Origin of the sequence: Komagataeibacter sp. FNDCF1 (assembly GCF_021295335.1) — a bacterium.
Classification (GTDB): Bacteria; Pseudomonadota; Alphaproteobacteria; order Acetobacterales; family Acetobacteraceae; genus Komagataeibacter.
In genome coordinates, this window is sequence record NZ_JAIWOT010000001.1 from 1184686 (window position 1) to 1210820 (window position 26135).

Annotated in this window: 21 protein-coding genes, 2 tRNA genes and 2 pseudogenes; 14 read left to right on the top strand and 11 right to left on the bottom strand. The window is 60.3% G+C overall.

Annotation, left to right across the window (positions count from 1 at the left end; genetic code table 11):
- Positions 1–339 precede the first annotated feature (339 nt).
- The 3 genes from LDL32_RS05555 to LDL32_RS05565 form a co-directional block, all read right to left on the bottom strand.
- Entirely contained in the window at positions 340–828 is a 489-nt protein-coding gene (locus LDL32_RS05555) for a hypothetical protein (RefSeq protein ID WP_233065034.1), read from the bottom strand.
- Positions 825–1286 carry a hypothetical protein gene (locus LDL32_RS05560; protein WP_233065036.1) on the bottom strand — a complete coding sequence of 154 codons (462 nt, stop codon included), beginning with the start codon at positions 1284–1286 and terminating at the stop codon, positions 825–827. The genes LDL32_RS05555 and LDL32_RS05560 overlap by 4 nt, the downstream gene beginning before the upstream one ends.
- 142 nt (positions 1287–1428) lie before the next feature.
- A protein-coding gene (locus tag LDL32_RS05565) for an IS5 family transposase (RefSeq protein ID WP_233068721.1) occupies positions 1429–2192 on the bottom strand; the annotation gives its coding sequence in 2 pieces (ribosomal slippage) (positions 1429–1859 and positions 1859–2192; 765 coding nt in all).
- A 120-nt stretch (positions 2193–2312) separates the two neighbouring features.
- Between LDL32_RS05565 and LDL32_RS05570 the strand changes: the two genes are divergently transcribed.
- The gene (locus LDL32_RS05570; RefSeq protein ID WP_233065037.1) at positions 2313–3563 is read left to right on the top strand and encodes an IS701 family transposase; all 1251 of its coding nucleotides are present in this window, start codon (positions 2313–2315) and stop codon (positions 3561–3563) included.
- A 113-nt stretch (positions 3564–3676) separates the two neighbouring features.
- On the opposite strand, the pseudogene LDL32_RS17995 reads toward LDL32_RS05570, so the two are convergent.
- A pseudogene (locus LDL32_RS17995) lies at positions 3677–3796 on the bottom strand (helix-turn-helix domain-containing protein); the annotation flags it as partial.
- Between the two features lie 323 nt (positions 3797–4119).
- On the opposite strand from LDL32_RS17995, the pseudogene LDL32_RS05580 reads away from it, so the two are divergent.
- Positions 4120–4920, top strand: a pseudogene (locus LDL32_RS05580) (IS5 family transposase); the annotation flags it as partial.
- 15 nt (positions 4921–4935) lie between these two features.
- The gene (locus tag LDL32_RS05585; protein WP_233065041.1) at positions 4936–6078 is read left to right on the top strand and encodes a type I restriction endonuclease; all 1143 of its coding nucleotides are present in this window, start codon (positions 4936–4938) and stop codon (positions 6076–6078) included.
- A gap of 185 nt (positions 6079–6263) precedes the next feature.
- Here the strand turns inward: LDL32_RS05585 and LDL32_RS05590 are convergent, their stop codons facing one another.
- A complete protein-coding gene (locus tag LDL32_RS05590; protein WP_233065043.1) occupies positions 6264–7784 on the bottom strand; it encodes a PLP-dependent aminotransferase family protein in 1521 nt (506 codons plus the stop codon).
- 94 nt (positions 7785–7878) lie between these two features.
- Between LDL32_RS05590 and LDL32_RS05595 the strand changes: the two genes are divergently transcribed.
- Positions 7879–8622 carry a pyridoxamine 5'-phosphate oxidase family protein gene (locus LDL32_RS05595; RefSeq protein ID WP_233065045.1) on the top strand — a complete coding sequence of 248 codons (744 nt, stop codon included), beginning with the start codon at positions 7879–7881 and terminating at the stop codon, positions 8620–8622.
- A gap of 106 nt (positions 8623–8728) precedes the next feature.
- Here the strand turns inward: LDL32_RS05595 and LDL32_RS05600 are convergent, their stop codons facing one another.
- Together LDL32_RS05600 and LDL32_RS05605 are read right to left on the bottom strand one after the other, a co-directional pair.
- Positions 8729–10681, bottom strand: coding sequence for a superinfection immunity protein (locus LDL32_RS05600; protein ID WP_233065047.1), 1953 nt, complete (start codon positions 10679–10681; stop codon positions 8729–8731).
- A gap of 119 nt (positions 10682–10800) precedes the next feature.
- Positions 10801–11283 (bottom strand): heme-binding protein, encoded by a 483-nt coding sequence (locus LDL32_RS05605; RefSeq protein ID WP_370636752.1) that lies wholly within the window; start codon positions 11281–11283, stop codon positions 10801–10803.
- Between the two features lie 421 nt (positions 11284–11704).
- On the opposite strand from LDL32_RS05605, the gene LDL32_RS05610 reads away from it, so the two are divergent.
- Positions 11705–12928 (top strand): cation:proton antiporter, encoded by a 1224-nt coding sequence (locus tag LDL32_RS05610; RefSeq protein WP_233065049.1) that lies wholly within the window; start codon positions 11705–11707, stop codon positions 12926–12928.
- Here LDL32_RS05610 and LDL32_RS05615 read toward each other — a convergent pair.
- Positions 12925–14193, bottom strand: a complete 1269-nt coding sequence (locus tag LDL32_RS05615; RefSeq protein WP_233065051.1) for an MFS transporter — start codon at positions 14191–14193, stop codon at positions 12925–12927. The two genes, LDL32_RS05610 and LDL32_RS05615, sit on opposite strands and share 4 nt — an antisense overlap.
- Positions 14194–14300: 107 nt before the next feature.
- On the opposite strand from LDL32_RS05615, the gene LDL32_RS05620 reads away from it, so the two are divergent.
- The 7 genes from LDL32_RS05620 to LDL32_RS05650 all read left to right on the top strand — a co-directional run bounded on the left by LDL32_RS05620 (position 14301) and on the right by LDL32_RS05650 (position 18968).
- A complete protein-coding gene (locus tag LDL32_RS05620; protein WP_233065053.1) occupies positions 14301–14666 on the top strand; it encodes a tRNA-binding protein in 366 nt (121 codons plus the stop codon).
- Positions 14666–15148 (top strand): xanthine phosphoribosyltransferase, encoded by a 483-nt coding sequence (gpt, locus tag LDL32_RS05625; RefSeq protein WP_233065054.1) that lies wholly within the window; start codon positions 14666–14668, stop codon positions 15146–15148. The genes LDL32_RS05620 and gpt overlap by 1 nt, the downstream gene beginning before the upstream one ends.
- Before the next feature lie 146 nt (positions 15149–15294).
- A tRNA-Pro gene (locus LDL32_RS05630) sits at positions 15295–15371 on the top strand.
- A gap of 21 nt (positions 15372–15392) precedes the next feature.
- On the top strand, positions 15393–15698 hold the full coding sequence (locus LDL32_RS05635) for an ETC complex I subunit (RefSeq protein WP_233065056.1): 306 nt from the start codon (positions 15393–15395) through the stop codon (positions 15696–15698).
- A 26-nt stretch (positions 15699–15724) separates the two neighbouring features.
- Positions 15725–15801 (top strand) — tRNA-Arg (locus LDL32_RS05640).
- A 673-nt stretch (positions 15802–16474) separates the two neighbouring features.
- On the top strand, positions 16475–17311 hold the full coding sequence (locus LDL32_RS05645) for an IS5 family transposase (RefSeq protein ID WP_048856220.1): 837 nt from the start codon (positions 16475–16477) through the stop codon (positions 17309–17311).
- 304 nt (positions 17312–17615) lie between these two features.
- Positions 17616–18968 carry an LTA synthase family protein gene (locus tag LDL32_RS05650; protein ID WP_233065058.1) on the top strand — a complete coding sequence of 451 codons (1353 nt, stop codon included), beginning with the start codon at positions 17616–17618 and terminating at the stop codon, positions 18966–18968.
- Between the two features lie 210 nt (positions 18969–19178).
- Here the strand turns inward: LDL32_RS05650 and LDL32_RS05655 are convergent, their stop codons facing one another.
- On the bottom strand, positions 19179–20087 hold the full coding sequence (locus tag LDL32_RS05655) for an energy transducer TonB (protein ID WP_233065060.1): 909 nt from the start codon (positions 20085–20087) through the stop codon (positions 19179–19181).
- A gap of 119 nt (positions 20088–20206) precedes the next feature.
- Between LDL32_RS05655 and LDL32_RS05660 the strand changes: the two genes are divergently transcribed.
- Both LDL32_RS05660 and LDL32_RS05665 read left to right on the top strand, forming a co-directional pair.
- On the top strand, positions 20207–20671 hold the full coding sequence (locus tag LDL32_RS05660; RefSeq protein ID WP_233065061.1) for a DUF2946 domain-containing protein: 465 nt from the start codon (positions 20207–20209) through the stop codon (positions 20669–20671).
- A 65-nt stretch (positions 20672–20736) separates the two neighbouring features.
- On the top strand, positions 20737–22896 hold the full coding sequence (locus tag LDL32_RS05665; RefSeq protein WP_233065063.1) for a TonB-dependent receptor domain-containing protein: 2160 nt from the start codon (positions 20737–20739) through the stop codon (positions 22894–22896).
- Positions 22897–23142: 246 nt separating this feature from the next.
- Here LDL32_RS05665 and LDL32_RS05670 read toward each other — a convergent pair whose 3' ends face one another.
- Positions 23143–24516 carry a lipopolysaccharide biosynthesis protein gene (locus LDL32_RS05670; protein WP_233065065.1) on the bottom strand — a complete coding sequence of 458 codons (1374 nt, stop codon included), beginning with the start codon at positions 24514–24516 and terminating at the stop codon, positions 23143–23145.
- A 197-nt stretch (positions 24517–24713) separates the two neighbouring features.
- Positions 24714–26087 (bottom strand): O-antigen ligase, encoded by a 1374-nt coding sequence (locus LDL32_RS05675; RefSeq protein WP_233068725.1) that lies wholly within the window; start codon positions 26085–26087, stop codon positions 24714–24716.
- Positions 26088–26135 lie beyond the last annotated feature (48 nt).

A 26135-nucleotide genomic window follows, 5' to 3' on the forward strand; every position in this document is an offset into this window, starting at 1 on the left:
CGCAAGCAGGGCCTGCGCCTGAATGACATCGCCAATCTGCCCGGTTGTAAAAACGAAGCACAGCGGGCGGCCCAGCGCCTGGTTCTTGCTCCCCTTTGATATTCACTGGCCGCACTGTTCTGGCGTGCTTGTGGAGACCCATTATTCAAAAAGGGCGACCTGACCAGATACCTGCAATGGGGAGTGTCCTCCGATCAAGCTGGCATTGGGCGTTTCACACCCCAGCCTCCCCTATATCTGGCACATTTCGGGTGCATGGCGATGCGTGTAGCCCGCTCAAGGGATGATAAGCTTTACAGGTGATTTCCTGCTCAAACCCGCTGTACAGGCGTGGTCAGCCTAGTCGCGTCCGGCATGTGCCTGCTCGACCTGACCCAGCAGGGCAATCAGGCCGGATGCCACTATAAGCTGCAGCGGGCGCAGGCGCAGGAAAAAGCGCGGCAGTCTATGCCCGCGCGCCAGATACAGGTCACCGCCCAGCGTAGCAAGCATACCCGGCGCAGCCAGGCGCCACGCGGCTTGCGGCGGCAGGATCATGATGCCCAGGCCCATGAAATGCATGGCCAGAAAAATGACCGGGTCGGATAGTTGCGGCCCGCGCGGGTTGTAAAAACTGGCCCCCCGGTGCACCCCGCCAAAGAAGCAGAACAATCCCGCCACCCACATGCGCGCAAACCGCAGCACAAAGGGCGCAAGCGGCCGGGGCACCACCCGTACGCCCACCACGCATACCCCAAGCATGGCTACGGCAGCCCAGCCCAGCAAGCCGCCTTCCAGCGGAGTGCGGATAGCAGTGGCTTCACATCCGTCATGAATCCGTAATGTCATGACCGGGCAGCCCCGGCATCCGTTCCACGCCTGCGCGCGCCAAGCGCCATGCCGATGACCATTGACAGATAGACCAGCGCCATACTGCGCGGCGCCATTACCAGCTCCCACCCTGGCGTAAAGCGCTTGGGCGTGGCCTTGTAATCCACCATATACGCAACCGGCCCAAGCGCTGCGGTAACAACCAGCCTACGCATAAGCCCCGGCTGCCTGCCCAGCGCCCTGTCATACAGCCACGACCAGAACAGGGTGGCGGCGGCGTTGGTGGCCAGCCCCACAAGAGTGACCCGCCCACCTGCCCGGTCCACATGGGCGGCCCCGTCACCATAAAGCCAATGCGCGGTGCAGTTCATGCCCGGACCATACGCACCCGTCTGCCTGCGGCCCAGCACCATGGCCATGCCCGATGACATGACGGCCCCCAGAAGGGTAATCTTGAGGATGCGCGGTATTGCCATGAAACGATGCTCCTGAACTGCGTGGGGCGAGAATGCCGTATGGTGTCTTGTAGCCAACGCACCCCCTGCCCGCTCCGTTTCCAGCAGCCTGCGTTCACCTGCCGCGCCCAAGGTGCATGACCCCATGCCGTAGACTCAGGACTCATTCTTTGAGATAGAAGATGAAGCTTGCTGCGATGTGGATTGCAGACATGAATGTATGAGCGCAGCGGTCGTATCTGGTTGCTACACGTCGCCAGTCTTTCAACTTTGCGAACATGTTTTCGATAAGGTGGCGCTTTTTATACAGGTGCCAGTTGTAAGATGGCTTTGATTTCCGGTTCTTCCTCGGTGGAATGCAGGCGGTAATGTTCCGTTCGACAAGAGATCGTCTGATCCGGTTGCTGTCATAACCCCGATCCCCGATGACCTCTTCTGTTCCTTCCGGCAGGTCCGCCAGAAGAATATCCACCCCTTTGAAGTCACTGACCTGTCCAGCAGTCAGATACAGGCGGACGGGCCGGCCCTGGCCATCACACACGGCATGCAGCTTTGAGTTCAGTCCGCCTTTTGTGCGTCCGATATGGCGGGGAAAAGCCCCTTTTTGAGCAGGGATGCCGCTGTCCTGTGTGCCTTGAGGTGTGTCGCATCGATCATCAGACGTTTTGATCGACCTGCCCGTTCACTCAATGCTGCAAAGATCCGGTCAAAAACACCAAGACGGCTCCAGCGGATGAACCGGTTGTATAAAGTCTTATGCGGACCATACGCTTCCGGCGCATCTTTCCACTGAAGGCCGTTGCGGATCACATAAACGATCCCGCTCAGAACCCGCCGGTCATCCACGCGCGGCACGCCGTGAGCCAGAGGAAAATACGGTGTAATCCTCCCCATCTGGCTTTCAGACAGCAAAAACACGTCACTCACAGGCTCATCCTCCACGATGATCTGTGAAGCATGGAACATCACTCAATTCAATAAATTAATAGGTCCTGAGCCTAGCACTACAGTTGCATTTTATGATGAGTTCTGACTCTATGGCTCACCATGATTCAGGATTTCATGAATGGCGGGGCGTCAGTTGAAGAGACGCTGGAACTGTGGGCATCCGGGCTTCGGGCAGCAAAGAAGCGGATTGTACCGCTGTTTACGCAGAAGCGTGTTGCGGCTTCTGCGTGTGCCTTCCTTGATGTCCTGATTGGTAACGAACCGCGCAAGACAGGATGGATGCGTGCGGAAGCAGCAGGAGATCCTGGTCCGTGGCGGCAACAGGCGCTTCTGGGTCGCGGGCAATGGGATGCCGATGTCCTTCGTGATGTCGTCAGGGACCATGTGGTCGAGCATCTGGGCACTGAAGAGGGCGTACTGGTCATTGACGAGACCGGTTTTCTGAAGAAAGGCCAGGCCTCCTGCGGCGTGGGGCGGCAGTATACGGGTTCCGCCGGCAAGATCACGAACTGCCAGATCGGTGTGTTTGGCGCTTATGTTTCGGAACGGGGGCATGCCTTTATCGACCGCGCCCTGTATCTTCCAAAAGACTGGACATCAAAGCCTGAGCGCATGAAGCGGGTTCACGTTCCTGATGACGTAGTGTTTGCGACCAAACCGGCACTGGCATCGAAGATGATCGAGCGGTGTCTGGATGCTGGTGTGCCTTTCCGTTGGGTTGCTGCGGACAGCGTTTACGGCGTGGGCGACGTGGAACGCACGCTTCGCCGGGCAGGAATCGGATATGTCCTTGGGGTCAAGGGCAATCACTGGTTCGGATCATGGGCAATGGAACCGCTGATTGCCGGAGAGGCGAAAGATATTGCAGCAGGACTGCCAGACCAGGCCTGGCGTCGTCTGTCAGCGGGGCACGGCACAAAAGGTGAGCGGCTGTATGACTGGGCGTATCTTCCGCTTGCTGACCTGGATGCTGAAGAATTTGACTGCCCTATAGCCGGACCATGGACACGTGGCCTGCTGATCCGCCGGAACATCGCTGACGGGGACCTTGCCTATTTTACGACCTGGTGCCCGAAAGGGACAACCACGCAGGAACTGGTGAACGTCGAAGGGACGCGCTGGAGAATTGAAGAAGGGTTCGAGACTGCAAAAAACGAATTCGGTCTCGATCATAACGAAACCCGCTCCTGGCATGGATGGCATCGGCATGTCTCCCTGGTCATGCTGGCCTATGCCGTCATGGCCAGTGTCCGTTACCAGGCAAACTCACTGAAACCGAAAAAAACACCGCACAGGACACGACAGTCCTCGTCCGCTGGTCCATCCAGGAAATCAGGCGCCTCGTCGTAAAACTCTCACAACGCAGGTTACCCGTCGCTCACATTCTCAGATGGTCCGTCTTTCGACGAACACATCAGGCCAGTGCCATCCGCGCGCACTCTCGCCATAAAATGCAACTGTAGTGCTAGGCACCGATAGACAGACGTGCGGCCAATTCCCAGTCGTCGGGCGATCTCGGTCGGGCTGATCCCCTCCTCATTCATGGTATGGATCTGGTCGCGGTCGATGGATGGCCTGCGCCCTGCAGGTAATCGAGTAGCTTCGCCGCCCCTGCCCCGTCTGAGAACGTCTGTTCGACTATCTGCCAGCCTATGAACTGCAAGTCCGGCACAATCGCCGTGGCAGGGGTTTCAGAGTTCTATCCCAAAGGGGCTTCAGGCGGATCAAGAGTAAAATCGAAAAAAGTTTTTTGTTTGATTCGATGCTCGTGGAAATATTATTTAGAAACCGTATATCTGTAATTTCCTGAAAAGAATTTCATATAATTGCCGTAATTCGTAACTTTTAGAAAATTTCTAGGTTTCGTGGACAAAGGTTGACAGTAACGTCCATGATTGATTCAAAGCTGCCTTTTGGAGGCGTTGTTGGGCGAGCGAATTGGGCTTTCGGACGAGGAATGGGCCATCATCGGGGCGCTGCTTCCGCCTGAGAGGGGTCGTGGCTGCCGTCCTGCGCAAGACAATCGTCTGTATTTCGAAGGCATGATGTGGATTGCCCGAACCGGATCGCAGTGGCGCCACCTGCCTGATGATTATGGCAAGTGGAACAGCGTGTTCCGACGCTACCGACGATGGGTGACGACAGGCGTGTTCGATGCGATGCTCGAAACCTTGGCTGAAATGGTCGAGCGGGATACCACTGCCGACATGATCGACAGCACGGTGGTCCGGGCACATCATTGTGCTATCGGTATAAAAAAGGGACACAGGAAACCGAGGCGCTTGGCCGATCGCGCGGTGGTTTCACCACCAAACTGCACGCCCGATGCGACGCCAGGGGACGCCCTCTCGGTTTTGTCCTGACGCCGGGACAGACCCACGATATTCAGGGTTTCGGCCCGCTGTTCCGCATGATCGCTGACAAGATCGAGGCGTTACTGGCAGACAAAGGTTACGATGCCGACCTCATTCGCGAGGAACTTGCCAAGGCCGAAATCGAAGCCGTCATCCCGAGCAAAAGCAACCGTCGCAATCCTGTACCTCATGATAAAACCAAATATCGCTGGCGCAATCTCGTCGAGCGCCTGTTCAACAAACTCAAGAACTGGCGACGCGTTGCCACCCGATATGACAAAACCAAGGAATCATATCTTGGCTTCGTCAGTCTCGTGTCAGCACTCCAGTGGATACCCTTTGTCCACGAAACCTAAGAGAGATAAATTATGTCAGACGATTTTCGGCAAAAGTTTAAAGCATTTTCAGAACGCATGGTTGGTCTTGCTCCGCGTTGCAGCAATGAAGAAGCTACCAAAATGTTCCTTGTTCTGCCATTTTTGCAGTTCTTGGGATATGACATCATGAACCCGGATGAAGTATGCCCGGAACATCATGCAGACTTTTCAGAAAAATACAAAAATAGAGTGGACTATGCTGTCCTTCGCGAGGGACAGCCGGTAATTGCAATCGAGTGCAAGGCGCTAGGCGCGCCGCTGAAAGATGACCGAGGACAGTTAAAGTCATATTTCAATGCAGCCCACACAGTAAAAATGGGTGTCATTACCGATGGTCTTGTGTATGAATTCTATGCAGACTCAGACGAACCAAACATGATGGATCCCAATGCTTTCCTTTCATTTGATTTAAGAGAAATCGCAAAAGGAAAAATCGAAGATTCTGTTGTTGATGGGTTAAAGAGCCTTCAGAAGTCCAACTTTGATCCCGAGAACATCGGAGCAGAAGCCAAACGCAAGCTGGTTTTCCAAAATCTCGTTCAGCAGATCGAGGATCTTGCAGCATCCCCCAGTGAGGCATTTGTACGCCTATTGCTGCAAAATATCGGTCTCAAGCACATTCGCGCCAAGGCGGTCGCCGAGTATACGGACCTGACAAAAAGCGCTTTTGCGGAATTCGTTAACCTTCGCATTCTCCAAAGACTAGACCTCCCTGTAAAGGATAAAGAGGCTGACAAGCCGGTCCTGGTTGCAGATGTCACGAAAGTAGAGGCCGATACCAAACCCGCAGATGGCATCATCACAACAGAAACCGAGCTGGAAGTTTATGAGTATGCCAAGCGGCGGCTTGCGTTCTTGGCGAACAATGACGAATTATTCGATGCCATAACCAACATTGAATATAAAGATTATAAAGGAAAGTTTGTAGTATTTTACAGAAAAGAGCGGGCTGGACGTCTGTTCGATTTTTATGAGGATAAGGGCGTCAAATATACGTTCGACTTCGGTGAAGAATTTGGCGGTGAGCTTGGATCAGATGAACTAGGCGGCATAGACGATCAGCTTCTCCACGTGTTTAAAGCCCGCGTTGAAGCCATGGGGGCAAAAGGGAAGCGATCCAAAGTAGAAGCGTGATCCAGCCGTAATCAAAAAGCGGTGGCGGAGCTGGGGTGCGGTTGAGTAAATCACGCTACCACCAGCACCGGAGCAACCCTATAAAGCCCTGATGTGCGAATACATCCAGACCGTCCTCCGGTTCTGCTCCGCCCTGCAAGTCGGCCATTACACCCCCCATCCGGTCAGGACAGCCTTCCGTGCCGTTACGGCGCAGGTATCATGTGTTCCAGAACGCGGGCCAGTATCCTTACCGCGGGATCGATTTCATGCTCCGGCGTACCGGCATATCCCAGCAGGAAACCATGCTGCCTGTCCGCCCCCCGGTAACATATGGACAGGGGCGCAACCCGCACGCCTGTGGCCGCAACGGCAGCCGTGGCAATACTGTCATCGAAGGCGGACGCCAGATCACCGACAGGCCGGGCGACCACGTGCATGCCGCCGGAATCCGGTACGACGGTCATGAGACCGGCAAGGTGGCGCTCTACAGCCTCCATCAGCCTTTGCTGTCGGCCGGCATAAAGCAGCCGCGTGCGGCGCAGGTGCGAGATCAGATGTCCTTCGGCAATGAAGCGCGCCAGCGCGCCCTGCCCCAGCAGCGGAGCAGGCGCGGAAATCCGTTGCATGACCGTCTGCGCCACCGGCACGAGAGTGGCTGGAAGAACGATGTAGCTCAGACGCAGGGCCGGAAAGAGCAGTTTGGAAAAACTGCCCAGATAGGCGACACGTCCCGCCCGGTCCAGGGCGCGCAGCGGGGCCAGGGGGCGACCGGTATAGCGATATTCGCCATCAAAATCGTCTTCGATGATCCAGCCGCCCGTCCGTTGCGCCCAGGCCAGCAGGGCCAGCCGGCGCTGCAGCCCCAGCACCGTACCGAACGGAAAGTGGTGGGATGGCGCGACAATCGCCAGCCGGGCATCCGGTGCTGCCGCCAGTGCCGCCGCGGGCGCGAAGCCTGATCCATCGACAGGAATCGCGACAGGCCGTACCGCGGCCGCAAGCAGGGCCTCTGCTATTCCGGGATAGCCCGGCTCCTCGATCCAGGCCTGATCCCCCGCTTCCAGCACGATACGGGCGAACAGCGATACACTCTGCCGGACACCGGACGTGATGACGACGGCATCCGGTTCACAGCTGAAACCACGCGCGGTCCCCAGATAGGATGCGATGGCCTGCCGCAGTTCCGGATGCCCGAAGGGGTGGCATGAACCGGCCATGTCCCAGACCGGCCTGCGCCAGTCGCGTTCAAGGAATTTTGCCCATAGGGGGAACGGAAATGACTCCCGGTCCGGTTGCCCGATCGGGAATGCCATAAGCTGCGCGCCGGACATCGGCGCCTCAAGGCCGGTTGCGGGCCTCAGGATTGCCTTTGTGCGCTCCGGCAGTATCGGGGGCCCCGGGTGCGTGGCGGGAGATGGCGCGTTCACCGCTGCGGGCGCAAGCATTTCATCAGGCAGGTCCCGCGCCACCGACAGGCCCGACGCCGCCCGGGCCACCAGGTACCCCTCCGCCACAAGCTGGTCGAGTGCCGCCAGCACGGTGCCCCTGGAACAGCCAAGTTCAGCCGCCATCAACCGCGAGGACGGCAGTCTTGCACCACAGGCAAGCCGCCCCTGCAGAATCGCGCCACGGATCTGCTCACGGATCTGCCCGTGCAGTGTATCCGGCCCGGTCGCATCCAGCGCAATGCCCAGCGGCACTGCCGCGCGCGTCCGTCTTCCCATGACTGGTCCACCCTGTTTTTCGCTATCTGGCACTTTTCTCTGGACCATTCCAGCATGATCCTCGGGATGCAACCACTTCCCGGAATCAGCAGCAATGACGACACAGACACCATCCGGCCAGGACGGAACGACCGACGCTTTCCCCATGACACCCGTCAACCGGGTCCGGCGCGCGCCCGCCCGTGGCCATTACGACAGGGCCACGATCCATGCCATACTGGATGCGGCCCTGCTGTGCCATATCGCCTACATCATTGATGGCCGGCCCTATTGCACGCCAACCAGCTTCTGGCGCGAGGGGGACCATCTGTACTGGCACGGTTCATCGGCCAGCAGGATGGTCCGCGCACAGGCGCAGGGCATCCCGCTATGCCTGACCGTGACCCATCTGGATGCACTGGTCATGGCGCGCTCGGGCTTTCATCACTCGGTCAATTACCGCTCCGCAATGATATTCGGGCAGGCACATATCGTTGAGGACCCGACGGAAAAACACGCGCTGATGGAGCGGTTGATCGACCGTATCTATCCCGGTCGCTCCAAGCTCATCCGTCCGCCGAACGCCGCCGAGTTCAAGGCGACCGCCATGATGCGCATGGAGATCGAGACAGCCTCCGCCAAGATACGGGACACCCATGTCGCCGATGACGAGGAGGATTACGCCACTGTTCCGGCTTGGTCGGCACTGTACCCGATTACCCAGGTACTGGGGGAAGCCTCTCCATGTCCCCGCCAGTCCCCTGACATGCGCTGCCCGCCAGAAATGGCTGATTTCCAGCCGGGCGCGCGACTTGATGTAGTCATGGGCCAGACCTATCGCCGTACCTTCGGGTCATGATCTGACCTGATTTATCCCTGACCATGTCCGGCGCGGCGCGTTGCGGGCAGCGGCATTCACCGGAAAACGGCCCTGCGTGTCATGACATGCCGCAGGACCTTGCCCGTCACGTGCCCGGACTGCCCTGCTGCCCGTTATCCGGCGCAGTCCCGTTTGAAAGGATCCTGAGCATCGCCTGCCGGCGGAGTTCATGATCGGCCCGTGTTTCAAACGAAACGGCCATGACCAGGGCCGTCACCCATCCGAGCAGGGTCCAGCCAAAGAAGACATTGACCGCCAGAATGCCCCCCTTCCCCGTTGAATCGCGCATGCAGGCAACACCGAAGGGCAGGAAGTACAGCCCAGCCCCGAACACCCCGACAAGAAGGACAACCCCGATACCGAACCCGAACAGACCCAGGCCCGGCCTGCCCGCGGGACTGACGGCAGCGGGCTGTGCGGGCGCGGGGGCCGCAGCCGCCACGGGCATCCCGCCAGCGGGAGAGGTGGCCGGGTCGGCAGGCAGCAGGGCCTGTGCATCCGCATCCGAAAGGAAACCACTGGTTTCAGGCCGCTGTGTTGCGCGCTGCCACGCCGTGATCGCGTCCCGTGTTGCTTCCCCATACACGCCATCGGCCACGGTGCCGGCAGGCAGATACCCCAGTTCGACCAGTTTCTGCTGCAGGGCGATGTGGATATCAAGCGGGCGGCGGGATTCCTCCAGCGCGGCCCCCTTCAACTGCTGGCGGTAGGCGTCTGCCAGCCGGTCCATGGCGGTGCCATAGCAGGCCGCGCCATTTTCGGGCACGCTCTGGTCGGTGGGACCGGGCACAGGCAGGCCACAGCCCTGATTGACGGCATTTTCATCCATGATGACCTGCTGCCGGAGCGCCTTCCACCCCTCCCTGCCCACCTGCTGGCGCAGGGCATAATACACCTGATCAAACAGCAGTTCGTGCCGCGCCGCTTCGCTGTCATGACAGAGCATGACGGCCACCCCATTATGTTCAGGCGGCGGAACACAGGAGAAATCCGGCCTGTAGCCCGAAACAGGTGCCGCGTCCTGTCCCGCTAGCAGGACCATGGGCACGGCACCGGCCTGCGCGGCCGTGATGTAGCCGTTCTTTTGCAGGAAAAAAGCCAGCCCCTGCGGGAATGGAACCGGCTTCAGTTCCGCAGGGGTGCACGCCCGCGGTTCTGCCTGCCGTATGTCACAGGCGGAAATTCCGAATGTATCATCCGGTGTGGGGTCGGCATGCGCCAGCATGTAGCGCCATCCCTGCCCGAATTCCCCGATATTTGCCATTGTCGCGACATAATAGGCCAGGAAACCGTTGGGTTCGGGCTGGTCTTCCTTCATCCAGTTTTTCTGCATGTCCGCCAGCTGTCGGACAAGAAACGGCCGGTATGCCGGATCACGGGTTACGGTTTCCAGCGTGCCGGCATGATAGCGCTGAAGGACGACCGGCGCGACAGAACCCGCATAGGACGCAAACGTGTAAAGAAAGGACTGGTCAGAGCCCAGGATTTCCGCCGTACCGTCATGTGCTGCATCCACGATGGTGGGCGGCCCATCCCCGTCATTCTGGCCGAGGGGCGTTTCACGCCATGTACCGTCTGGCATCTGCCCGAACAGGGAGGAAACCTCGCAGCAATGCGCCCCGCCGGTATAGGCGGACACCATCACCTGCGGCACGGACGAGGCCGCATCCAGCCGGTACAGCGCCATTTTCATATATCCGTATCCGCTGTCCTGCCCATAGGGTGACAGTACGAACGTATGCGCGGATGATTGTGGATGGGACAGGTCACGGACAACAAGCTGCGCCACGTCGCATGATGTCGCGGGCTGCGCATTCGCGTCCTGCCATGCCATGGCCATGTTGCACTGGTGGGAGGGCGTGACCCTTAATGTCGCTTCAATGCCCTCCGCGGTAATCCGTGCCTGTGTCCGCTCGCCCAGTTCGGCGTGGGCCAGCGGGGCAATATCCGGTACCGCGGCGGAGGCCGGAGCCGCCAGCCCCATCATGGCAACAAGCACGAAACCCGCGGCCATGATGCTCCCGCCTGTTATTTTCATTCCGTCCGGCTCCGCTGTGGTGACATGGGCATCATACATGATCCCGCATGATAGCCGGGGCAGGCCAGTCATGTAACGGACCGTTTTACGACGGATGCATTATTTTCCGGCCGGGCGCGCTAGTGAAAATCCGCCCTGAACCGTGTGACCGCGGCCTGCGCGCAGGCTTCATCCTTTTCCCCACCGGGTGCCCCGGACACACCAATGCCGCCCAGCACCGCATTGTCCCCCACCCGGCGCAGCGTGACACCACCGGGAACGAACAGGACTTCCGGAATGGTATTGAGCGCCCCGTTGGCCGGACCGGTTACCCTGGCGGCAATCAGTTCGCTGGTCGTGTTCATGTTGAACGCCAGACCATAGGCATACGCCGTATAGGCCTTGCGGTAGGATACGGAGAGCGATTGCAGCGGCACGCTGTCCCCCTTTATCACGGCCTGCTGCTGCCCTGTCGTATCAACCACGCTGGCGGTTACGGAATAGCCCTGCGCGGCACAGGCCCGTACCGCTTCCTCCGCCAGATGTGCCGCCGTGAGCCAGTCCAGCCTAGGTGTCACGATAACATGGCTCTCGGCCCGGGCGGTGGAGGCACCCCCCGCCATGCCCAGCATCACGATCACACACCCCACCCGTCGCCACCCTGTCATGATCCTGCTCCGTCATGGATATGGCGGTCATGATGCGGAACGGGCATTGCGCACCGCAACCATAAAAGCGGGCGTACCGTACACAGGATGGTGCGGCTTCATGCTTTTGTGGCCCGCCCCTGTCCCGGTCATCCCGGCCGGGGTGAACCCCCGTGGCCCCACGGGCGTTGTGCATCGGCCATACCCGTGCGGGTTATCCGCTGCTGCCCGCCGTGACAGAAATTTTCATTCCTTTTTCCACCACCCGTTGTGCAAAGTGGTGGACACCATGATATCAGCACAATACTCGCTACTTATCACATTAACAAAAATAAAACTTCACATATGCATTTTTTATATATAAATAATTTATTTTTAACATCGGAAAGGATGGATATTGTCGGACATTACAGCACTTGTTCTTGATGCTGCCCTCTTTGTTCTTTTTCCATGGGGGCTGTGGCGGCTGCTGCACCGGGCAATACCGATTGTCGTCCTGCCGATCCTGCTTGGCATCGTGCTGGCCGTGCTGCATGCGCCCGTACAACAGTTCGGCCTTCCTTCCGTTTATGGTGACAATATCGGCTGGCTGGCCGTGCTGGTGCTGGCCTTTACCGCCGGGTTGGAAATGTGGCAGCCGCCAGAGGTCCGCGATACCGCCCATACCATTCCCGCCCCGTCGCTGGGGCGGCTGCTGGGCGGCGCGCTGGTGGCACTGGGGGGGCCGTTCATGGTCGGGTCTGTCCTGGTCTATTTTTTCTTCCTGCCGCTGCATGGCTGGCAGCCGCCCCATGTCGGCCCGCTGATCGGGGCGATGGCCATCGGGCTGTGCATCGCGGTCAGCGCGCTGCCGGTCCTGATCGGCATCGTGCGTGAACTGCCCCCCTGCCAGCGTTCCATCGGCCAGATCGCACTCAAGCTTGCGGTAGTGGATGACGCGGCGCTGTGGATCGGCCTGGTCATGCTGCAGTTCGCCGCCCGCGGGCCGGCCGCCCTGCATGGCTGGACCGGGCTGGAAGGCGTGGCCGTGGCCCTGCTGGCCGCCCTTGCGTTCATTGGCAACTGGGCCACGCGCAACATGCCCCGGCCGCCGCTTGCCGTCATATGGCTGGCGGTGCCGGTCTATCTGGCCGCGGGCTCCTGGGCCAGCATGCAGTTGGGACTGCATGAACTGATCGGGGCCTATTTTGCCGGGGCACTCATGCCGCCGCGCTGGGTGGCGCGGCTGCCGGTGGAACAGGTGGGACGCTTTTCCCTGATCTGGCTGGCCCCCATGTTCTTTGGCCATAGCGGGCTGCACATCAATGGCGATGCGCTGACATGGCCCTCGGTCGTGGCGTCGCTCATGCTGGTAGTCATTTCCGTGCTGGCAAAAATGGGCTCGGTCTATGCCTTTCCGCCAGCACCGGGACTGACACGGCGGCAGGCGCTGGGCATCGGCACCCTGCTGCAGTGCAAGGGGCTGATGGAAATCGTGGCCGCCACCATCCTGCACGCACAGGGCATGCTGTCGGATTTCGCGTTCGCCTCCCTCATGGTGCTGGCCGTGATCTCCACCGCGCTGACCGGCCCGCTGTTCCGCCTGTTCGCCCCACGCGCGGACGCGTCGCGGCCTGCCTAATCGGGGGTGATGTCATCCAGCCGGTCAAGACGCCACAGGGTGGGGAACATCCGGATCCAGGCGGCCGTGATCAGCAGCGTGCCAACGCCCCCCAGCGCCACCGCCGCGACGGGGCCGATCAGGCTGGCTACCGTGCCACTCTCGAACTCACCCAACTGGTTGGATGAGCCGATGAACAGCATGTTGACCGCCGAGACACGCCCACGCATGCTGTCGGGCGTGCGCAACTGCACCAGCGCGCTGCGGACCACCACGCTCACCACATCCGCCGCCCCCAGCACCGCCAGCGCGATGATGGATACCGCCATGGAGCGCGACAGGGCGAATACCAGCGTCGCCACCCCGAATATCGCAACCGACAGGAACATCCGCCTGCCCGCCCGATGGTTGAGCGGCTTCCACACCAGCATGACAGAGCACAGCACCGCCCCGATGGCCGGTGCCGCCCGCAGAAGCCCCAGCCCCAGCGGCCCCGCGTGCAGGATGTCGCTGGCATAGACCGGCAGCATGGCGGTAGCCCCACCCAGCAGCACGGCAAACAGGTCAAGCGAGATGGCCCCCAGCATGTCGGGCCGGGCGCGCAGGAAGTGCATGACCTCGACGAATGTCGCAACCGACAGGGGCACCCTTGGCCGGGGGGCAAAGACAAGCCGGATGCGCAGCGTGCTCACGCATGCACATGCGAACCCCATGGCGCAGACCAGGTAGCACACCCCTGCCCCGGCGCCGTACAGCAGGCCACCCAGCGATGGCCCCGTCACCGCCGCCGCCTGGAACAGGGAAGATGACACGGCCGCCGCGCGCGGGAACACATGCGCAGGTACGAGCGATGGCAGGAAGGTCTGCTGGCAGGGCATCTCGAATGCGCGGGCGGCGCCAAACACCATGACCATGGCATAGATCATCCACGGCGCGGTCCACCCGCCAAAGGCACCAGCGGCCATGAGCAGGGCCGAAAGCGCCTCGATACCCTGGCACGTCACCACGATCCGCCGGCGGTTGAAATGATCCGCCGCATGCCCCGCGGGCAGCAAAAGCCCCGCCATGGGCAGGAACTGCGCCAGCCCCACCAGCGCCAGCGCCATGGTGCTGTGGGTCAGCGCATAGATCTGCCACCCCACCGCCACGGCCTGCACGCACGCGGAAAAGGAGGACGCGGTACGCGCACCCAGAAAGGCGACCAGGCCGGGATGGCGGTGCAGTGGTGCTGGCGGAGGGGAAGGATCGACGCCTTGCGCCGGAGCCGGAGGGAGGGATGTGGACATGATGCCCCACCCTAGCAGCAGGAATGGGGAATATCCTACGCTCCAGTGCCTGAAAAAGTGTGCTCCCCCGTTTGCAAATCCGCCCCAACACGGGCAAAAGCGATTGAATGACAGACCCTGTAGAGCATGCCGCCGTGCCCGGTGCGCAAGGGAAGACCGCAGACTGGCTTGATATCCGGGCCGGTACGGTCGTGGATGCGCACCCCCTGCGTGAGACAACGCCGCACACCTTCCGGCTGGCCATCGATTTCGGCCCCCATATCGGGGTCCGGTCATCGGTGGTGCAGGTCAATCACCGTTATGTGCCCGCGCGGCTGGTGGGTCGCCAGATCTGTGCGGTGATCAATGTGCCGCCACGCCAGGTCGGTTCCTTCCGTAGCGAAGTGCTGACACTGGGCATGCCCGACAGTAATGGCGAGGCCGTCCTGATCCGCCCCGATGCCCGCGTTCCCGATGGAGGAAGACTTTTCTGATGGCTACAAGCTACGCAACCGTAACCTGGGACCAGCTTCACCGCGATGCCCGCCAGCTGGCCAGCACGCTGATGACGCGTGGCCCCTTCAGGGGAATCGTGGCCATAACGCGTGGCGGCATGATCCCCGCCGCAATCATCGCGCGTGAACTGGACTGCCGCCTGATCGACACCATTTCCGTCGTGACCTATGACGAGGAAAGGATGGGCGAGCCCAGCGTGCTCAAGAACGCCGATGCCGCGGGCGATGGCGAGGGCTTCCTGATCATTGATGACCTGGTGGATTCGGGTGTGACAGCCCAGCTTGTGCGCAGGCTCCTGCCCAAGGCCGTGTTCGCGTGTCTTTATGCCAAGCCCTCGGGCCGCCCCGTCACGGACATGTTCGTGGTGGAAGTGCCGCAGGATACGTGGGTCCTGTTCCCGTGGGATACGGCGCCACTGTTCATTCCCCCCCTGGCCAGCAAACCCGTGGCCAAGGCCTGACCCGGCGGGCCGCCCCTCCCTACACGACGTGTTGTTCGCCGCCCCTGTCCGGCCTGCTTGCCGCGGGTCCCATGATCGCGGTATTTTTTTTGCAAGAATGTGCTTGCCAGAACAGCAGTTGCCACATAGGTTCCCGCTCGTGGTCGCGGGGCGTGGCGCAGCCTGGTAGCGCGCGTGTTTTGGGTACACGAGGCCCCCGGTTCGAGTCCGGGCGCCCCGACCATATCCAGGGAGACGGATGGTAATGCGAGCCCGGATTTACAGGCAGTCAAAACCCGCTGGCCAGTCAGGCCAGGCCATGACCCATACATGGGTACTGGATTATGGACAGAGTCGTCCCCGCCATGTCGATGCCCTGATGGGCTGGACCGGCAGCGCGGATACCCCGTCACAGCTTCGCCTGCAGTTTCCCGATCAGGACAGCGCCGTGGCTTATGCCACGCAGAACGGCATTGCCTTCGATATCGAGATTCCGGCCCCGCGCATCCGTCGCCCCAAGGCCTATGCCGATAATTTCCGTTATGACCGTATCCAGAACTGGACGCACTAGGCCCGATCTGGCACAAGCAAAGCCCCGCGCCCTTAGCTCAGTTGGATAGAGCAACAGCCTTCTAAGCTGTGGGTCGCTGGTTCGAATCCAGCAGGGCGCGCCATTTTTCAATGGGCCATCGACCTGAAGGTCTGCACGGTGTGCGGGTGGTCTGCCGTGCGCCATGGTTCATAACAACATCCCATTATCCCGGCTGGCCATCTGTCGCAGCGGTCAAGACCGCTAGCCGATCTCCCGCTCCTGATACTGTTTCTGCAATGGCTTGTTCACGTCCGGGGCATCTGCCGGGCGGGGGATGCCTGTGAATGCCTGCAAGACAACCCATTGATGGGAACAGCAGGACCGGTGCCAGCACCGTCGTGATGGTTGCCCGATACCGACCGGGCTGGATCAGGCATGATATCCCTGCCCCGTGATGGTACTGCAGGGTCCGGAACCGGTCACTCCGTAAATATATTGTCCATACGGCGCGTGTATCGAGGAACATTTTTTACAGGCAGAGGTACAGTTTCGGCACAGCACACAAAATGTAACAATACAATACATATCATTTTGAAATTCTGCGGTATTATGGCCGGTCCACCTGTCTGTTCATGGGTGCATGATACCCTGATTCATTCAAACAGTTGAAACCTGCCCTCTTTTTTCCTGCCTGGATTACTGGACCCTTACGCAATGTTTCTGACTAATATGGCTAAGTTAAGAGCCCGATCCGAAAGTTTTTGAACAATACCAGCCTGTTGTGATTCATCCGTCTTTGCAGAGAGATGGAGTGAATGGTGACATGGACTGGTATTGCCCGGCGCGAGTATAGCCGGGAAAGATTGCGATATCCATCGGACATGACGGACGGGGAGTGGACTTTGATCATGCCATTTGTGCCCCCGGCGAAACGGGGCGGTCGTCCGCGCACGACGGATATGCGCGAGGTGGTCAATGCGATGCTCTACATAGCCTCGGCCGGGTGTGCGTGGCGTCTGCTGCCGAAATGCTTTCCGCCGGTCTCGACCATCAGGCGCTATTTTTACGCCTGGCGTGATGCCGGAGTGTTCGAGGTCATGAATACGGTGCTGGTCATGAGCCTGCGCGAGATCGAGGGACGTGACGCCTCTCCGAGCGCGGGCGTGATTGACAGCCAGTCGGTGAAAACCACGGAAAGCGGCGGGATTTCGGGCTATGACGCGGGGAAGAAGGTCAAGGGCCGCAAGCGCCATATCGTGACGGATACCTGCGGCTTCCTGATCTTTCTCCTCGTTCATGCCGCTGATATCCAGGACCGTGATGGGGCCGTTGATGTTCTGGCAGCGATACGCAGGCGCTTTCCCTGGCTGCGCCACATCTTCGCTGATGGCGGCTATGCTGGCGACAAATTGCGATCCGCGCTCGCCTCCATGGGAAAATGGACCCTCGAAATCATCAGGCGGTCCGATACGGTGAAGGGTTTTCAGATCCTGCCGCGTCGCTGGGTGGTGGAACGGACATTCGCATGGCTGGGACGATGCAGGCGGCTCGCCAAAGATTGGGAACAATCCATTGCTTCCTCAACCGCATGGACATTGATCGCCTCAATCCGAATGCTCACACGACGGACAGCAAGGCATTGTCAGGGTTGAAAAACTTTCGGATCGGGCTCTAAGACGAGTAGAATTTACCATAATCACGCTATCAATGATTCTAGTCATCTGCCTGGGGAACCATAAATATACAGAGGCAGCGATATATTCCTGTGAATTCATTCTTGTCACTTTGCTCTGCTCGTTACCTAGTTCATCCTTTACGGTAACCAGAAATGTTGTCCGGTTATTATACGGCTTCATACTGTCCGTTCAGCTTTCTTCAATTGCCGTATCGGGGAATGTACTGTCTCCCCTTACCCTTGAAAATCTTGGGCATCCTACAGTCATAGGCAGCCTGAACATGATCAAGTCGGCGTTGATAGAAATCTGTTCCATCGCTTTTGTATTTTTATCAAAATCCGGCCTAAAGCTATACGGACTTGTCCTGTCATTACCCATTCTGCTTGGTGTAAAACATTCAGCCTGTTATGAATTTGGCAAGCCGGTGGTTTCCATAGCAAAAGAAGAAATATTTGTATGGAACCTGATTTATACGGGAAAGCGGGAAGTTTCAAAACTTCAGCATGACACCATTTATTATTCAGATGGTAATAATAATCCCATAAAAAGAAAACATTACAATGTTATTGTAATATTTACCGAAGGAACGTCCCTGGCGGTCATATCTCCCGAACTGACACCCAACATATGGGGGATGATGCATGATTCCCTGTATTATACAGGTTTTTTCAATCACACCGCTGCGACATTCCGGGGACTACGCGGGCAGAATGCGTCATTTTACCAGATGACGGGCGGATATACTGAAAAAAGCATGGGACTGGGCCAGATTTCCCACGAAGAAATACTGAAGAAAATGAAATCTGGAAAAAGCATTGCAACCATACCAGAAATATTAAGGGAAAATGGATATGATGCATTTTTCCAGTTACCCTGTTCCATCAACGACAACCTGTCCCAGATGATGGATACAATGGATTTCAACCAGTTGTTCACCATGGAAGATGTAGACGCGAACGAACGGACGAAATGGCCCGTGCCGCCGGGCATGCTTGTCAAATGGTTTACCAATAATGATCTGACAGATGGCGATTCATACAAGCTGTTGTGGAAAAATATCCAGGCGCTCCATCAAAAGGACAAGCCTTTCTATTACGGGGTCTATACCGTCGGCACACATGTCGGGCTGGACAGCCCGGAATTCAGGTACAAGGACGGTCAGAACAGCTACCTGAACAAATTCTACAACATGGATCGACAGTTTGGTGAATTCCTGCGTCGTTTCAATGACAGCCCCATTTCCGATGATACGATACTGATATTCACCGCCGACCATGCCACATATCCGGAACAGAAATTTGTTGATACTTTTGGTATAAAAAGTAAGTACTTTGTAGATCAGGTCCCTCTTATTATCTACAAGAAGAATTCAACAGGTGAACTGCATCTTGATGCGGATGGCAAGAACAGCCTTGATATCGCGCCAACCATCATGGACCTGCTGGGAATACAGAAAGCCACGACAACATTCCTGGGCTGCTCCCTGTTTGACACGGTCTGTCATTCAGATTTTGACCATCTGTCCGCCCTGGGACTGGAATACTACACCACCTATAAAGACGTGGTAACGCCTGCAAATCTTTCAAAGGATCAGCAGACCATTATTGAAAGCATACAGTCATACGGCGGTTAGCGGTTTACCTTTACGCCCCGGGGCTGACAGGCACGGGACGCACCGGCCCCATGCCTGCGTCCCGTTTTACCATTGCATCGATGCCGAGGCAGGCCGGTCAATGACCTCGCCCGGCCTGCAGGACAAGGCGCCATCCCGTGCCCCCGCGTGGCGGACCGGGCCCCTGCGGGCCCGCCCTGTATTCCCCCCGTTGCGGGGCCGGAACAGGCTTCAGCGCAGGTGGAACGTGACGGGTAGCAGGACATGCCTGCCGTCCAGTGTGCCGCCACTGCCGGTACACCTTACGTTCCGTGCGGCGGCCAGAGCCGTGCTGTCGAGGTCATCATAGCCTGTACCATCGTGCAGGCTGACCTGCCGTACCTCTCCCTGCGCGCCCAGCGTCAGGTCAACCAGCGCATTGCCCTCCTCATGCATGTGCCGGGCCATGGGGGGGTAGCGCCAGGCTGGGGGCGTGCAGTGCAAGATGGTAGATGATCCGGCACCGGCAGACGGCGCGGCCCGCACCGCTGCGCCGCCTGTTGCCATGGGTGCCGGTGCGCCACCACCATGCGGCGTCTGTGCGGCCGGGGAGGGCCGGGTCTGTTGCACGGACCGGACATGGGGCTGTGTTGACGCCGGAAGGGGAACGGACAGGTCTTTTGCCGCCTGCGTAGGCGGGCGCGGGGCAGTGTGCTGTGGCTGTGGCTGTGGCTGTGGCTGTGGCTGTGGCTGTGGCTGTGGCTGTGGCTGTGGCTGTGGCTGTGGCTGTGGCTGTGGCTGTGGCTGTGGCTGTGGCTGTGGCTGTGGCTGTGGCTGTGGCTGTGGCTGTGGCTGTGGCTGTGGCTGTGGCTGTGGCTGTGGCTGTGGCTGTGGCTGTGGCTGTGGCTGTGGCTGTGGCGTAGCCGGTTCGGGCGGCGGTGCAACCCCCGGACGGTCAAAAAGAACCTGGATGGTGTTTTTTTCACCCGGCGGCTCCCGCACCGCCGTATGGGCCGGCAGAAGCCATGCGGCAATCATCCCGTGCCCCAGCACGGCCAGCAGCACGGTCCATCCCGCCACCACGCGGGCCGTGCCCCGCCGCCGCACGGGCGGGTGGGGCGCAAGCAGCCTGCCTGCCATCCTGTCGTGCTGTTGCGTCACGGTTTCATCCATTCTGGCCCATGGGGCCGGTTATCTTGTCATTTGACAAAAACGGACGCACCCCTGACAACACACATCTGTTACAGCCCTATCTTACAACCGGAAAGTATCAGTTCAATATGGGCCACGCCCGCCACCCCTTCATGCAGGACATGCCTGTGATCCGCTGGGTCATGGTGCTGTGCGCGTGCATGGGGCTGTGGGGGCAGTTGCTGATCGAAAGCCGCAGCCTGCCGGGGGAACTGCCCCGGAGCACCATCATGCGGCTGACGGGAATCGATATCGCTCCCCCGGTCACGCATACGGCCTCCATGCCCGCCATGGATCCGGCCCATCATGCCACGATGAAGCGGATGACCAGCCACCTGCATGCGGCCATGCCCCATGCAGGCCACGACCACGGTGAAGGCTGCCCGCTCTGTCCGCTCCTGCACCTGCCTGCCCTGGCGCTGGCCATCGTGCCGTTCATGCCCCTGCCCCCCATGGCCTGGGCACAGGCACGCCATGAGCCGCGCCAGCCCCGTGCCCCGCCCTCCGCCCCGCTGGGGCTGCCACCTTCACGCGGGCCACCTTCCATTTCCTGAACCTCATGCGCTGTCGCATGCCCTGCGGGGCGTGCGTGTTCCGTCCCCTGTTCAGGACATGAAAAGTGACTTTTATAAAGAAAACGCCCGCGCCACTGGCTGTGGTGGCGGGCGGGTGGCTGCTGGCCAGCTGTCTGCAGCCACCTGCCGCCCGTGCCGAAACCACCGTGACCCTGCCCGGCCTGTCCATCGAGGACACGGCAGAGGACACCCCGATGGGCGAACGCCCACTTTCCGCCAGTAGCCCTTCGTCCATTGCGCGCCGGGCCGCCAGCCTCAGCAGTCCCGACACGGCCAGCCTGTTTCGTGACCAGCCGGGGGTCAGCACCTATGCCGCTGGCGGGCTTGCATCCCTCCCCGTGCTCAACGGCATGGCCGATGACCGCGTTGCCACCGTGGTCGATGGCGTGCGCATTGCCTCGGGCTGTCCCAACCACATGAATCCCGCCCTGTCCTTCATCGACCCGGACAGCGTTGATACTGCCACCGCCATTGCCGGGATCACACCGGTCAGCATGGGCGGCGACAGCACCGGCGGCACCGTGGATGTGGAACGCCGCGACCCGCAATTTGCAAAACACGGCAGGATACTGGTCACCGGGCACGTTACCGGCACCTATCGCAGCAATGGTGGCGGCTATGGCGCGTCGGGCAGCCTGACGGTGGCCAATGACATGTTCAGCCTGCGCTACAATGCCTCCTACGCACAGGCGGGCGACTACAATGCCGGCGGCGATGGTGGCGTGGTCCGCTCGACCGGTTACCTGACCTACAACCATGCCGTGACATTCGGCGTGCACAAGGACAACCACCTCCTTGCCCTGACCTTCGGCCAGCAGGACACACCGCATGAAGGCTTTGCCAACCAGTACATGGACATGACCAACAACCGTTCCACTTATGTGAACGGCAAGTATCTCGGCACGTTCGACTGGGGTGAACTGGAAGCGCGCGGCTACTGGCAGCGCGAGGACCATGCCATGGACTTCCTGCCAGACCGGCTCAAGACCACCCACATGCCCATGAACACCAATGCCCGCATGGCAGGCTACAGCCTGAAGGCCACGGTGACACTGGCGGAAGGGCAGACCCTGCGGCTGGGCAGTTCGTTCGACCATTCCGGCCTGAATGACTGGTGGCCCCCGGTTGCGGGCAGCATGATGATGGGGCCGGATACCTATCACAGCATCAATAACGGCCACCGTGACCGGCTGGGCCATTTTGTGGAATGGGAAGCGGCATGGACCCCGCGCGTCTCCACCCTGCTGGGCTTCCGCAATGACCTGGTCATGATGAATACGGGGCCGGTATCAGGTTACTCATCCACTCCGTCCATGATGAGCAACGCCAACATTGCCGCAGCCAATGCCTTCAACGCCACCGACCGGGGCCGTACGGACGTGAACTTCGATGTGACGGCCCTGGTGCGCTGGAAGCCCCGGCGTGACCTGTCGATCGAGGGCGGCTACGCACGCAAGACCCGTTCCCCCAACCTGTATGAGCGGTATGCCTGGGGCCAGTCCGCCATGGTCAGCAGCATGATCAACTGGTTTGGCGACGGGAACGGCTACGTGGGCAACCCCGACCTGAAGCCCGAGGTCGCCAATACCGCCTCCATCACCGCTGACTGGCATGACCCTGATGGCGACAGGTGGGACCTGAAGATCCAGCCCTATTACACCTACACCCATAACTACGTGAACGCGCAGCGGCTGGCCGCCGCCAGCAACGGCTTCTACACGCTGGGCTTCGTCAACCATAACGCGCAGAGCTATGGTATAAACGGGTCGGGCAACTACAGGTTGTGGAACACTCCCCATTTCGGCCGGGGCGAGATCGTGGCAAATATAAGCTGGGTGCGCGGGCAGGACCTGACCAATGGCGCGGGGCTGTACCACCAGATGCCCACCAACGGCAGTGTTGCCGTGCATGAGACATGGAAGAACTGGACCGGCCGGGTGGAGATGACCTTCGTAAAGGCCAAGGACACGGTGGACTGGGTGCGCAATGAACCCCGTACCCCCGGCTATGCGCTGCTTGGCCTTGGCGGACAGTACCACTGGCGTTACGTGACGCTGGATGCCAGCATCGACAACGTGCTGAACCAGAAATACGAACTGCCGCTGGGTGGCTGGTCACTGGCGGATGATGCCGCCACCGGCACCCTGCGCGCCCTGCCCGGCATGGGCCGGTCGTTCAATGTCAGCCTGACGGCCAATTTCTAGAGCACTTCCACTGAACTCTGGCTCAGTGGAATTGCTCCAACTCATTGTTTATGGAGCATCTTCACCAGTTTGAATGTACCCATTCAAACTGGATCTGCTCTGGACGACTGCAAAAAAGCGGCCCGCAGGACGGGCCGCAAACCATAAAGGAAGCTTTTTTCAAAAAGTGTCCTGAGACGCCGCCTTTTTGAAAAAAGGCGGCCCCCGGAAACTTTTATCATTTTTCAGGCGGTGGAGAAAAATGGACTACGGCTCCGCACCCGTGGAGCCGGGCACGACCACGGGCGCCGCATCATCATGAACCGGCCTGCGGCCCGGGGCCACGCGCCGGAACCAGGCCACCACCGGCCGCAGGCAGATGCACAGCATGATCAGTGCGGCCACGTCCGCCGCCGCGGCTGCCCCCTCCAGATGCCACGCCATGGTCATACCATAGACCAGCGGCAGGTAGGTCAGGGTGACGATGATGCGCCCCCTGAGCACCTGCGAAACCTGACCGATCACTGTCAGCAGCGGCTCCAGCGGCACGACGCCCAGCCCCAGTATCGCACTGCCCAGCATGAGCATGATCAGGGAACGCCCGCCATGCCAGTGCACGTGCAGCATCCATGTCAGCAGGATGTTGCCCAGCGCCATCGCAACACCCATCAGCACGATGGAGAACCCCCCGATCATGAGGAAGAGCTTGAGCACGACGCGCTTGATGCCATACCAGTCCTGTTTTTCGCGCAGGCGGATCAGTTCGGGGTACAACGCGGGCATCATGAGCTGGGCGGGCTTGGCAATCCCCTCGCCAATCTGGCGGGAAACACGGTAGACGGCGGCATCAGCCGGTCCCAGCACGCCCCCCACCAGCAGCGTGCCAAACTGGTTGAAGACCGAACCCAGAAGGTGGTTGCAACTGGTCGAGAGCGTAAAGCGCCATATGCCCGGCGCATCGCCCGGACGCAGCCGGGCAAACAGGCTGAAACCCGACGTGCCACCAGAACGCCGTACAAGCATGCAGCCCAGTGCGGTACTGCTGATGAACATGACAAGCTGGGTCATGCTCCAGACCAGAAGGTAATAGTCCAGCCCGAAATGGTGAAAAAAACCGATACCCGAACCGACCGTGCGCACCAGCGCGCCCGACAGGTCGGTCAGCATGGTCAGCCAGAAGGAATTGCACAGCCGGAACACCCCGGCCGACCAGCTTGTGTTCATGAACGCGATGGTCAGCATGTACAGCATCGCCGCCCCCTGGTCCGCCGCGGGCCAGCCCATGTAGGTGCCAAACAGCACCACCCCCACCGTGCCGACCAGCCAGCCCACGCCACCGCTCAGGTAATCGGCCCGGATGCAGAACGCCAGCACGCGCGAGAATTCGGCCCGCCTGCCATTGGTGAACGGGTCGGTCCCATAATGCAGCAGCGGCTGCCATGACAGCAGATGCGTGGCGGAAGACACCGCGGCCCCGAACGTGGTGACCAGCATGAGCACGCCGAACTGCTGCAGTCCCAGCGCCCGCACGGCCCATGCCACATACACGAAACTGCAGATCGCATTGGTCGCGCGCCCGGCGATCAGGAAGCCGGTATTGCCAAAGATACGCTTTAGCGCATCCCGTTCATCAGTGGACATGGGCTGTCACACGTACAAAAACCCACGCACAGGCCGGACCCGGACGCGTTTCCTCAAAACAACAGGCGAAAACGATGGCGCAGGCTCCCTTGCTGAAGACGGATGCGGGCCGGACCCGACAGACGCGGCCCACGGCGTCCGGCATCAAGGACGCCGCGCCCCACATGGGTCACTTTAATGCGCTCCGGCTGCCGGGGCTAGTCCCTGCCATGCATGTATTGCAACTGAGATGCAACTGGCGACGCCGCCAGCGCCCAGCCGATGGCCATGAGCATCCACCCCGCCGTCGGCTGGGTGAGCAATGAACTATTGGACTGGACCGGCCAGAAAACCAGCGCCGCCGTCACCCCCAGCATCAGCCGCTGCGGCTCGCGCGCCGCCACCAGCCCCCGCCACACGGGCAACAGGCAGCATGCGGCCAGGGCGGCAAACAGACCCATTGCGGGCAGTCCCCCCATCGTGCCCATAAGCAGGTAGAAGTTGTGCGGATGCAGGTTGCAGCCCACGGCCCCTCCATGCGCTCCCTCGGCAATACCCAGCCATGGCAGGCCATGGAAATAGGCCGGATCGGGGCAGGCATGGCGGAAGCCATCGAACCCCAGCCCGGACCATGGATGGTGCGCGATCATGACCCCCGCGCGGATGAACAGCATGCCGTACGGGCTGTCGGCAAAGTCATGCATATGGGCCATGAAATTCACGACCAGCTTGGCATAGGCCTGCGGGGCCAGCAGCGGGGACAGTGCAACGCATCCTGCCCCCAGCACCCCCACCGCCAGCACGGCGGCACGCAGCCGTGGCACCAGCATGCCGACCACCGCCATGGCGGCCAGCATCTGCAGCAGGGGCATGCGCTGGGCTACCAGCACCATGGTCACCACCAGCCCCAGCAGCATGGAGGCGGCCAGCAGCCGCCCGCGCCCCCCCACGTGGCCGGACAGCGCGACAAACCGGGGGAACAGGCCCGGCAGCGCCGTCATGACCAGCGCGTGCCCCGCGCGCGGGGCCCATAATGGCCCCAGCAGCGCGCCGTCCTCCCACCTGCCATAACCCATGAAATTACGTCCGCACAGATACTGCTGCCAGCACCCTGCAACCAGCCACAGCGCAACCAGGCCATAAGCCCGCGCCAGCGCCAGCCGCACGGCAGGCGACGGCAGGACCCATACCTGCAATGCCGCGACAAACAGGAAATACCGCCCGAAGCCCATCGACTGCAGAAGGGCATGCCCGCCTTGCGCAAGGCCGGAACACAGCATGATGTCACCCCACAGCATGGCCGCCACCGCCACCCATGCCTGCCGGAGCCAGCACCAGTGGCGGCACAGTACGCTATGGGCCATGAACAGGATGGCCACCGCCGTCACCACGATTTCCGCCGGTGCCAGCGCATAGAGCAGCAGCAGCGGCATGGGCAGCACCAGGCCGGTCGCAATCCGTAGCATCCATCGCTCAACGCGCTGCATCAGTCCCGTCTCCCACCCGCGACAGGACGGGTCCGCCACCCGTGCGCGCGGCGCCTGTCCTGCCAGCGATCCTGCCGGGTTGGCAACCCCTGCGCCCCTTTTCATCAAATCTGTATCGCGCTGCTGTATGGGAACGCGAATTCTCTCGGCCTC